At 63.1% G+C, this 8510-nt stretch carries 14 protein-coding genes and 1 tRNA gene; 12 read left to right on the top strand and 3 right to left on the bottom strand.

What is annotated here, in order from left to right; translation table 11 throughout:
- Positions 1 to 33: 33 nt before the first annotated feature.
- Positions 34 to 780, bottom strand: coding sequence for a methyltransferase family protein (locus ACTG4J_RS13230; RefSeq protein WP_439140215.1), 747 nt, complete (start codon positions 778 to 780; stop codon positions 34 to 36).
- Between the two features lie 233 nt (positions 781 to 1013).
- On the opposite strand from ACTG4J_RS13230, the gene ACTG4J_RS13225 reads away from it, so the two are divergent.
- The 3 genes from ACTG4J_RS13225 to ACTG4J_RS13215 all read left to right on the top strand — a co-directional run bounded on the left by ACTG4J_RS13225 (position 1014) and on the right by ACTG4J_RS13215 (position 3097).
- The gene (locus tag ACTG4J_RS13225) at positions 1014 to 1934 is read left to right on the top strand and encodes a calcium/sodium antiporter (RefSeq protein ID WP_439140214.1); all 921 of its coding nucleotides are present in this window, start codon (positions 1014 to 1016) and stop codon (positions 1932 to 1934) included.
- Between the two features lie 108 nt (positions 1935 to 2042).
- Positions 2043 to 2339 (top strand): hypothetical protein, encoded by a 297-nt coding sequence (locus tag ACTG4J_RS13220; RefSeq protein ID WP_439140213.1) that lies wholly within the window; start codon positions 2043 to 2045, stop codon positions 2337 to 2339.
- A gap of 293 nt (positions 2340 to 2632) precedes the next feature.
- Positions 2633 to 3097, top strand: a complete 465-nt coding sequence (locus ACTG4J_RS13215) for an MmcB family DNA repair protein (RefSeq protein ID WP_439140212.1) — start codon at positions 2633 to 2635, stop codon at positions 3095 to 3097.
- Here the strand turns inward: ACTG4J_RS13215 and ACTG4J_RS13210 are convergent.
- Positions 3094 to 3291, bottom strand: a complete 198-nt coding sequence (locus ACTG4J_RS13210; protein WP_439140211.1) for a DUF6324 family protein — start codon at positions 3289 to 3291, stop codon at positions 3094 to 3096. The two genes, ACTG4J_RS13215 and ACTG4J_RS13210, sit on opposite strands and share 4 nt — an antisense overlap.
- A gap of 115 nt (positions 3292 to 3406) precedes the next feature.
- Between ACTG4J_RS13210 and ACTG4J_RS13205 the strand changes: the two genes are divergently transcribed.
- A tRNA-His gene (locus tag ACTG4J_RS13205) sits at positions 3407 to 3483 on the top strand.
- 3 nt (positions 3484 to 3486) lie between these two features.
- Here the strand turns inward: ACTG4J_RS13205 and ACTG4J_RS13200 are convergent.
- Entirely contained in the window at positions 3487 to 3804 is a 318-nt protein-coding gene (locus tag ACTG4J_RS13200) for a DUF6476 family protein (protein ID WP_439140210.1), read from the bottom strand.
- On the opposite strand from ACTG4J_RS13200, the gene ACTG4J_RS13195 reads away from it, so the two are divergent.
- The 8 genes from ACTG4J_RS13195 to ACTG4J_RS13160 form a co-directional block, all read left to right on the top strand.
- Positions 3803 to 4834 (top strand): RluA family pseudouridine synthase, encoded by a 1032-nt coding sequence (locus ACTG4J_RS13195; RefSeq protein WP_439140209.1) that lies wholly within the window; start codon positions 3803 to 3805, stop codon positions 4832 to 4834. The two genes, ACTG4J_RS13200 and ACTG4J_RS13195, sit on opposite strands and share 2 nt — an antisense overlap.
- A 156-nt stretch (positions 4835 to 4990) precedes the next feature.
- Positions 4991 to 5887 (top strand): RNA polymerase sigma factor RpoH, encoded by an 897-nt coding sequence (gene rpoH / locus ACTG4J_RS13190; RefSeq protein ID WP_439140208.1) that lies wholly within the window; start codon positions 4991 to 4993, stop codon positions 5885 to 5887.
- A 154-nt stretch (positions 5888 to 6041) separates the two neighbouring features.
- Positions 6042 to 7034, top strand: a complete 993-nt coding sequence (locus ACTG4J_RS13185; protein ID WP_439140207.1) for a Gfo/Idh/MocA family protein — start codon at positions 6042 to 6044, stop codon at positions 7032 to 7034.
- On the top strand, positions 7021 to 7326 hold the full coding sequence (locus tag ACTG4J_RS13180) for a DUF4389 domain-containing protein (protein WP_439140206.1): 306 nt from the start codon (positions 7021 to 7023) through the stop codon (positions 7324 to 7326). The genes ACTG4J_RS13185 and ACTG4J_RS13180 overlap by 14 nt, the downstream gene beginning before the upstream one ends.
- 58 nt (positions 7327 to 7384) lie before the next feature.
- On the top strand, positions 7385 to 7630 hold the full coding sequence (locus tag ACTG4J_RS13175; protein WP_439140205.1) for a CDGSH iron-sulfur domain-containing protein: 246 nt from the start codon (positions 7385 to 7387) through the stop codon (positions 7628 to 7630).
- Between the two features lie 113 nt (positions 7631 to 7743).
- Positions 7744 to 7917: a hypothetical protein gene (locus ACTG4J_RS13170; protein WP_439140204.1), complete on the top strand. Its 174-nt coding sequence runs from the start codon at positions 7744 to 7746 to the stop codon at positions 7915 to 7917.
- Positions 7914 to 8150 (top strand): (2Fe-2S)-binding protein, encoded by a 237-nt coding sequence (locus ACTG4J_RS13165; protein ID WP_439140203.1) that lies wholly within the window; start codon positions 7914 to 7916, stop codon positions 8148 to 8150. The genes ACTG4J_RS13170 and ACTG4J_RS13165 overlap by 4 nt, the downstream gene beginning before the upstream one ends.
- Before the next feature lie 101 nt (positions 8151 to 8251).
- Positions 8252 to 8510, top strand: a 259-nt coding sequence (locus tag ACTG4J_RS13160) for a ferritin-like domain-containing protein (RefSeq protein ID WP_439140202.1), incomplete at its 3' end; no start/stop codon positions are given.

Raw genomic sequence — 8510 nt, 5'->3', positions numbered from 1 at the left:
CCATATGGCGCGCGAGGCCAAGCCCGCCGCCTTTTAACGCCCCGCGACCTGCAAGAGCGTGCTTTTGCGTTTGATCAACAGCAAAGCGCTTTGACCGACCACCGCGCAGGCGAGGGCGGCATGCCATAGGGGCCGGTCAAGCATCGGCGCGCCCTCGACATAGCTTGTGGCCATCTCGATCAGGTAGAGCATCACGACCGCCCCCGCCCATGTCGGGTGTTCGCGTGCGATCACGCTGCGCCATGAAAAGGGCATCGCGGGCCTTTGCCAAAGGCGGAACGCAGGAAAGAAGGCCGGGGTGCGCGCGGCCCAACCGGTGTAGTGCGTCCCGAATTGGGTAACGAGAAACGTCTCTTCGGCGGCAATGATCCGCTCGAAATAGAGCGCCAGCACAAGGGCGAGCAGGACCGGCAGGATCGGCGATTGCGTGTAGACCGCCGCCCCCAGATAGGCGATCGCATTGCCGAGGTAGAGCGGGTTGCGCACCACCGCATAAAGGCCCGTCGTGTTCAGCGTATCGGCGACTTGGCCGCGCGTGTTGCGCCCCGATGTGCGGGCGGGCACATGGCCGACCGTGTGGATACGGATGCCAAGCCCCAATCCGATCAGCGCCAGCGCCAGCCATTCGACCAGCTGACCGGTCGTGTCACCAAAGGTTATTTCCACCCAGTGCCCTTGTGAGATCGCAATGGCCATGGCAGGGAAAAAGGCCGTGAGCACAAAGCTGCGCCAGCGAAACAACATGGCGCCGCTGGCAACGAGGTGGTCTTTGGTCAGCATTTTGGATCGATCCTTGTCTTGCCCGCGCATGCGGGTGCTTTGCGCTTGTGACTGCCCCCAATGCGACCAGCCGGCAATAAACCCAAGTTGCAAATCGAGTAACGGCGCGCATCCCGGGGTAAAAAATCCCGTTGCCATGCCGGTCTGGGCGACTTGCGGATCGTGCCGGGCGTGCCATTTCCTGTGCAGGGGTGGCTTGGACTGACGCATGGCCGCCCGAGCAAGGAACAGCGATGAATATCATGATGATGGTGGCCGGTCTGGCGATGTTGCTGGCGGGCGGCGAGGGGTTGGTGCGCGGTGCCGTGGCTTTTGCCACGCGGATGCGCCTGCCCATGGCCGTTGTGGGGGCGGTGGTCTTGGGCTTCGGCACTTCCATGCCCGAGATGCTGACCTCGCTTTCTGCCGCACTTGCCGGTGCGCCGGGGATCGCCATCGGCAATGTGCTGGGCTCCAACATCGCCAATATCGCGCTGATCTTGGGGGTTGCGGCGGTGATCGCGGTGATCCCCGCCGAGACCGCCGCGCTTGAGGATCGTGTCTGGCTGATCATGGCCAGCGCGCTTGGTATCGCGGTGATCTCGATCGGCGTCAGCGTCGGCCGGATCGAAGGGGCGATCTTGCTGGGCGGGCTTGCGATCTATCTATGGCGCGCGCTCAGCCGCGACGCGGCGCTGGAGCCGGTGCCGAAGATCCCCGAAATGGGTGCGGCGCTGATGCTCGCCTATCTCTTGGGCGGGCTTGGCACGCTGATCGCGGGGGCGTGGCTGCTGGTCGAGGGGGCCACGGGCATCGCGCGCGGGCTTGGCGTGAGCGAGACCTTGATCGGGCTGACCATCGTGGCGGTCGGCACATCGTTGCCGGAGCTGGCCACCAGCGTCATCGCCGCCCGCCGCGGCGAGGCGGGTCTGGCGCTGGGCAATATCCTGGGCTCGAACGTGTTCAACATCCTGGCGATCTTGGGCCTGACGGCGGTAATCGTGCCGATCCCGGTTCCCGCCGATCTGTCCTTGGTCGATCTGGCACTGGTGGCGGGCACGGCGGTGCTGTTGCTTGCGGCGCTTGCCATGGGCCGGATCGGGCGCGGCATGGGTATTGTGTTCTTGGCGGTTTATGCAGGCTATACCGCCTGGCTGATCCTCAATGCTGCCTGATTTTTAGGCAATCGCCCGCCACCTGCGCGCCCGAACGCCGCGCCCTCTTGCGTCTGCAAAAGCCAAGGCTACCTTGAGCGCTACAGATGCAACGCCGGGGGATGCGCCGTGCCTGATCATATCGCCTTCATCTTGCGTCACGGCCTGATCGGTTTTGCCTTGGCACTGATCTTTGTCGCGATGCTTTTGGCCTTCGATGTGGCCGGGCTTTGGCATTTGGTCACCCATACCGCCGATGGGCCGATCGCGCTGATCATGCTGGTGGTGTTTTTCACCATCACCTTTGGCGCGGTGCAGATCGGCTATCAGATCATGATGCTGGGCGATGATGATGACGATGATGATGATCATCGCGGGCGGCGGGTGCCGATCCCGATTCGGACCCGCGACAGCGACCGCCACTAAGCATCACCAAACAAAACAGCAACGCCGCCCCAAGAGGGCGGCGTTTGCATGTGGCGGGGACCGCAGCAACCGTGGAGGCGTGAATTCCCGAGGACCTGTTTTTACAGGTGGGCGCCAGGTAACCAGACCAGGATCCGGACAGAGCCAGCCCCCTCGGAAATGCTTAAGGCCACCGGAATTTTGCCACAGACACGCGAAGAGCAGACCCGCCATCTTTCACATAGGCGGGGAAGGGTGCGCTGGCAAGTGGCCGACACCTTGCCTTTGTTCGTGTAATGTTCCAGTCTTGCGCCATGTTGCATGAACCCGCCCCGCTCCAGTCTCTCGCCCCCGGACAGCTTTTGGCACGCGGTGTCTGTCGCCACCTGCGTGGCCATGATTTCGCGACACTTGCGGAATTCACCCCCGAACGCGGCAAGCGACTCGATGTGATGGCGCTTGGCCCCAAGGGGGAACTTTGGGTGATCGAATGCAAATCCTCGCGCGCCGATTTCACCTCGGACGGGAAATGGGGCGGCTATCTGGAATGGGGTGATCGCTATTTCTGGGCGGTGGATGCGGAATTTCCGACCGATCTATTGCCCGCGGAAACCGGGCTGATCATCGCCGATGCCTATGATGCCGAGATCATCCGCATGGCCCCCGAGGTGAAGCTGCCGCCCGCGCGGCGTCGCGCGGTGACTCAACGCTTCGCCCGCCATGCCGCGCTGCGCCTGCAAGGCCTGCGCGATCCCGGCCTTGGGGGCGGCCCGTTTTAGCGCTTTTGCTTGCCCATCTTGCGTGCAAGGGCCGCGGCTGCGCGCAATTCCTCGGCGATTTCCTCGGCCTCTTCGGGTTCGAAATCCAGCGGCAGGTCAAGACCCTCGCCTTCGACATAGATGCGCACCATGCCAAGCGTGGTCGGTCCGATCTGCAAATTCGCCGCGATCTCGCTTTCCTTGTTGATACCCATTGCGCCAGCCTCCAATGCCTAAGGCCGAGGTAGCGGCACGCGGCCGCCAGCGCAAGCGATGTGGTGGCCAAGACCCCTTGCAATCGCGCCGACCATTGGCTATCCGACCCCTCGTGCCGGCGTAGCTCAGTTGGTTAGAGCGCCTGATTGTGGATCAGGAGGTCCCCCGTTCAAGCCGGGGCGCTGGTACCACCCTTAATCCCCGATGCGGAATTCCTGCGACAGCGCACGGCTTTCGCCGTCATAGACCCGGATTACCCCGTCATCGCCCACGATGACGCTTTGGCCGTCGATCACGCTCAGCCCCACCACCCCCACGCCCGGCGGCAAGGCGAAATCGCCCGGCGCGATCAAGATCGGGGCCGGATCGGCGTTCAGCCGGATGACAAGCAGCGCGACGATGGCTATGACGCCAAGGATCATCACCGCGGTCAGCACCGTCACCAGCGTCTTGAGAAAGCGCAGATTGGCGGGCAGGGTGCCGCCCTCATCCTCAGTCGGAGGCATCGTCATGGGCTTGGCCCCTCGTATCGTCACGGTCCTGATCGGCCCGGACCCGGCCGGCCGCCTCGATAAGGCACTGGGCGACGCCGTGCCAGAGCACGAGGCGCTCAGCCGTTCGCGGTTGGCTCGCTTGATCGCCGATGGGGCCGTTTCGGTCAATGGTGCGGTGATCACCGATCTGCGCGCCAAGCTGGTCGAGGGCGATCATGTCGCGATCACGATCGACGAGGCCGCCGATATCGCCACCGCGCCTCAGGCCATCGCGCTTTCCGTGATCCATGAAGACGATGATCTGATCGTCATCGACAAGCCCGCGGGCATGGTGGTGCATCCCGCCCCCGGCACCCCCGACGGCACGCTGGTCAATGCGCTGTTGCATCATTTCGGCGGCAACCTGTCGGGCATCGGGGGCGAGAAACGCCCCGGCATCGTGCATCGGATCGACAAGGAAACATCGGGCCTTTTGGTCGTCGCGAAATCCGACCGCGCCCATCACGGCTTGGCCGCGCAATTCGCGGATCACTCCATCGAGCGGGAATATATCGCGCTGTGCCACGGCGCACCCGATCCGGGCGATCCGCGGCTCAACGGTGTGCGCGGCGTGAATTTCGAGCCGGGCGGCATCCTCAAGATCACCACGCAGCTGGCCCGCCACAAGACCGACCGCCAGCGCCAAGCGGTGCTGTTCCAAGGCGGCCGCCACGCCGTCACCCGTGTCAAGACGGAAGAGAGTTTCGGCCCCGTCGCCCGCGTGTCCTGCCGGTTGGAGACCGGGCGCACCCACCAGATCAGGGTGCATATGACCCATGTGGGCCATGCGCTGATCGGCGATCCGGTCTATGGCGGGCGCAGGCGCGTGTCGGACAAGCTGCTGGGCGCGGGCTTGGCCGGAACCATCAACGCCTTTCCACGACAGGCCTTGCATGCCGCGCGGTTGGGCTTTCGTCATCCGATCAGCGATGAAGAGCTGCTGTTTTGTGCCGATCTGCCCGCCGATATGGCCACGCTCTTGTCCGATCTGCGCGCTGCAACCGCCTGATATGTGCGAATTCGCAATATTCCATCACGAAATTGCGACTTGCTGTTCATCTACGCAAGGTTCAGTATCTGAACGCTTCGGTTCACTTGTGCCTCTTGACATAAAGTTAACCGATTTTACATAAACCCCGATGCAACCTGACAGGGGGCTTGATCGATGGCCAGTTACACCAATTTGCCGGCACCCTCGCCGGAACAGGGTCTGAACCGATACTTGCAGGAAATCCGGCGTTTCCCGATGCTGGAGCCGGAAGAGGAATATATGCTGGCCAAGCGTTGGGTCGAAGATCAAGACCGCAACGCGGCCCATAAGCTTGTCACCTCGCATCTACGCCTCGCCGCCAAGATCGCCATGGGTTATCGCGGCTACGGCCTTCCGCAGGCCGAGGTGATCTCGGAGGCGAATGTCGGTCTCATGCAGGCGGTCAAGAAATTCGATCCCGAAAAGGGCTTTCGCCTTGCGACCTATGCAATGTGGTGGATTCGCGCCGCAATTCAGGAATATGTCCTGCGCTCGTGGTCGATGGTCAAACTCGGCACGACAAGCGCGCAGAAAAAGTTGTTTTTCAATCTGCGCAAGGCCAAGGCCCGCATTGGTGCGTTGGAAGAGGGTGATCTGCGCCCCGAAAACGTCGCCCGTATCGCCAATGATCTTGGCGTGACCGAGACCGAGGTGATCTCGATGAACCGGCGTCTGTCGGGGGGCGATGCCTCGCTCAACGCCACCATCGGCTCCGAGGATGACGGGGCGACGCAATGGCAGGATTGGCTCGAAGATACCGATGCCGATCAAGCGGGCGATTACGCCGAGCGGCAGGAATACGAAAGCCGGATGTCCCTGATGGCCGATGCAATGGCCGTTTTGAACGAGCGCGAGCGCGATATCCTGACCCAACGCCGCCTGCGCGACGATCCCGTCACGCTCGAGGATTTGTCGGCCGTCTACAATGTCAGCCGCGAACGCATCCGCCAGATCGAAGTGCGCGCCTTCGAAAAGCTGCAAAAGCGCATGCGCGATCTGGCCCGTGAACAAGGCATGCTGGCCACTGCCTGAACGGGCGCGGCCTCGGCCAGACGCGAAAAAACACGACGAAACACGCCGAAACACGGTGGCGCGGGGGGGAACCCTCGCGCCATTTTGCATTGCACCTTGCCCCGCGCCCCGGATGGCCGATACCAAAAGCCCCAGTCGCAGGGGAGAGACGCGAATGTCCGATCACATCCGTTGGGGTATCTTGGGTGCCGCGGGTTTTGCGCGCAAAATCATGGCCCCCGCGATCAATGCCGCGCAAAGATCGCGCCTTGTCGCATTGGCCACCCGCGATCCTGACCGCGCTACCCCTTTCGCCGCCATCGCGCCGGGGCTGCGGGTCCATGACAGCTATGATGCGCTTCTGGCCGATCCCGAAATCGACGCCGTCTATATCCCGCTGCCCAATGCGCTGCATGTCGATTGGTCGATCCGCGCGGCGCAGGCGGGCAAGGCGGTTCTGTGCGAAAAGCCCATCGGCCTGCATGCGGCGGATTTCGACCGGCTGATCGCCGCGCGCGAGGCCAGCGGCCGCCTGATCGCCGAGGCATGGATGCCCGCCCATCACCCGCAATGGCAAACCGTGCGCGCGCTGATCGCCGCGGGCCGCTTGGGCCAGCTTCACAGCGTCACCGGCGCCTTCACCTATGGGCTGGCCGATCCCGGCAATATCCGCCTCTCCGCCGATCTGGCGGGCGGTGCGCTACGCGATGTGGGCGTCTATCCCATCGGGGCCTTTCGCTATGCCACGGGAACGGAGCCCGAGATTCTCTGGGCCGATGCGATCATGGAAAACGGCGTCGACACATCCGCTTGGGTGCAGGCGCGCGCGGGCGATATCCGCTTTTCCTTCCATGTTTCGATGCGCACCACCCGCTATCAATCCATGATCTTCGAAGGCTCCCTTGGCCGGCTGAGCGTCATGGCCCCCTTCAACCCCGGCCAATACGGCCAAGCCGATCTGCACCTCGCCATCGAGGGCCAACCGCTGCGCATCATCTCTTTCCCCGATGCGCAGCAATACGCCCTTCAGGTCGAAGCCGTCGCCGCGACCCTTCTCGACGGGGCCGATTTCCCCTATCCTCTCGAGGCCGCGCGCGGCACGCAGGCCGCCATCGACGCGGTTTTTGCAATGTTGGATGGGAAAGGTGTCTCGTATGGACCGAAATGAAGATGACAAGATCGAGGGCCGCTTGAACGGTGAACAACCCGAGGTCGTGAAAGACGGCATGGGTCAACGCCTGCTCTACATGGTGCTGATCTGGATCATGCTCAGCCTCAGTCAAACGGTGCTGACGCTGATCACTGTCGTGCAATTCATCATCATGCTGGTCAACACGGGCGAAAAGAACAAGCGCCTCGCTGATTTCGGCACCGATCTGGGCATCTGGATGGCCAAGGCCGCGCGCTACCAATCCGCCGCCTCCGAGGTCAAGCCATGGCCTTGGACCGATCTGGATTGACCCGAGGCCAAGCCGCGCCACCTTGGCCCTGACACATCCAGCCAAGGAGCCCCGCCAGATGTCAGACGAGACCCCTATCATCGCCCAAAAAGCCCCGTTCCCCGTCGAGGTGACGGCAGGCAAAACCTATTTCTGGTGCGCCTGCGGGAAGTCCAAGACCCAACCCTTTTGCGACGGGTCGCACAAGGGTACACCCTTTCAGCCGCAGAAATGGACCGCCGAGAAAGATGGCCGCGCCTTTTTTTGCGGCTGCAAGGCCAGCGCGAACCAACCGCTTTGCGACGGGGCGCACAACAAGCTCTAGGCGCAGGCGCATCGGACCGCATGCGCGGAAAGTATCCGAGCGAATTTGTAAGGATTGACTTTTCCGACTGAAACAATCAGGTTTGGGGGCGACTCGCATCGCAGGAGCCTCCAATGCCCGTGCGCCCACATGCCCGTGCTTCACATGAGCGCCCGACCAGCGCGGCCGTCGCGGTCGCGGCCGAGCTGCTGGCGGAATTCGGCGGCGCCGTCTGCCCCTCGCTTGCCGCGGCCCTCGAGCGGCTGATCGACCGACAGGCGATCAGCCGCAGCGGGGGCGCGCGATGATCATCTGTCACTGCACCGGCATCAGCGACACCGATATCCACGGCGCGATCGACTGGATGCGCGCCGCCGATCCCGACACCATCATCACGCCGGGCAAACTCTATCGCGCCCTTGGCCGCAAACCCGATTGCGGCGGCTGTCTGCCGCTCTTCATGGCCACAATGGCCGCATCCCCCGCGATGGGCGTGCCCGCCGAACTCCGCGGTCTGCGCCGCCGGGGTATCGCCACCTGACAAGCATTTGCGCGGCATCAAGGATCGTTTGGTCCCTGCCTGCCATATCACCAGCCATTCCGGCGATGTGCCGAACGGCCAGACACGAAGGAGCAACAGCCATGAAGGGCGACGCCAAAGTCATCGAATACCTCAACGCCGCGCTGCGCAGCGAGTTGACGGCGGTCAGCCAGTATTGGCTGCATTACCGCCTGCAAGACGATTGGGGCTACGGCCGCATCGCCGCCAAATCGCGCGAGGAAAGCATCGAAGAGATGCACCATGCCGACAAGATGATCGCCCGCATTATCTTCCTCGGCGGGCATCCCAACCTACAAAAACTCGATCCCCTGCGCATCGGCCAGACGCTTCGCGAAACGC

This window comes from Roseicyclus sp. (assembly GCF_965662675.1).
In the GTDB taxonomy this organism is placed as follows: Bacteria; Pseudomonadota; Alphaproteobacteria; order Rhodobacterales; family Rhodobacteraceae; genus Roseicyclus.
This window is presented reverse-complemented; position numbering and strand designations above follow the sequence as displayed.

Coding starts and splice junctions, on each gene's coding strand:
- ACTG4J_RS13215 (WP_439140212.1), top strand. CDS start 2,633: ATGTTGCATGAACCCGCCCCGCTCCAGTCTCTCGCCCCCGGACAGCTT.
- ACTG4J_RS13225 (WP_439140214.1), top strand. CDS start 1,014: ATGAATATCATGATGATGGTGGCCGGTCTGGCGATGTTGCTGGCGGGC.
- ACTG4J_RS13195 (WP_439140209.1), top strand. CDS start 3,803: ATGGGCTTGGCCCCTCGTATCGTCACGGTCCTGATCGGCCCGGACCCG.
- ACTG4J_RS13175 (WP_439140205.1), top strand. CDS start 7,385: ATGTCAGACGAGACCCCTATCATCGCCCAAAAAGCCCCGTTCCCCGTC.
- ACTG4J_RS13170 (WP_439140204.1), top strand. CDS start 7,744: ATGCCCGTGCGCCCACATGCCCGTGCTTCACATGAGCGCCCGACCAGC.
- ACTG4J_RS13210 (WP_439140211.1), bottom strand. CDS start 3,291: ATGGGTATCAACAAGGAAAGCGAGATCGCGGCGAATTTGCAGATCGGA.
- rpoH (WP_439140208.1), top strand. CDS start 4,991: ATGGCCAGTTACACCAATTTGCCGGCACCCTCGCCGGAACAGGGTCTG.
- ACTG4J_RS13180 (WP_439140206.1), top strand. CDS start 7,021: ATGGACCGAAATGAAGATGACAAGATCGAGGGCCGCTTGAACGGTGAA.
- ACTG4J_RS13200 (WP_439140210.1), bottom strand. CDS start 3,804: ATGACGATGCCTCCGACTGAGGATGAGGGCGGCACCCTGCCCGCCAAT.
- ACTG4J_RS13185 (WP_439140207.1), top strand. CDS start 6,042: ATGTCCGATCACATCCGTTGGGGTATCTTGGGTGCCGCGGGTTTTGCG.
- ACTG4J_RS13230 (WP_439140215.1), bottom strand. CDS start 780: ATGCTGACCAAAGACCACCTCGTTGCCAGCGGCGCCATGTTGTTTCGC.
- ACTG4J_RS13165 (WP_439140203.1), top strand. CDS start 7,914: ATGATCATCTGTCACTGCACCGGCATCAGCGACACCGATATCCACGGC.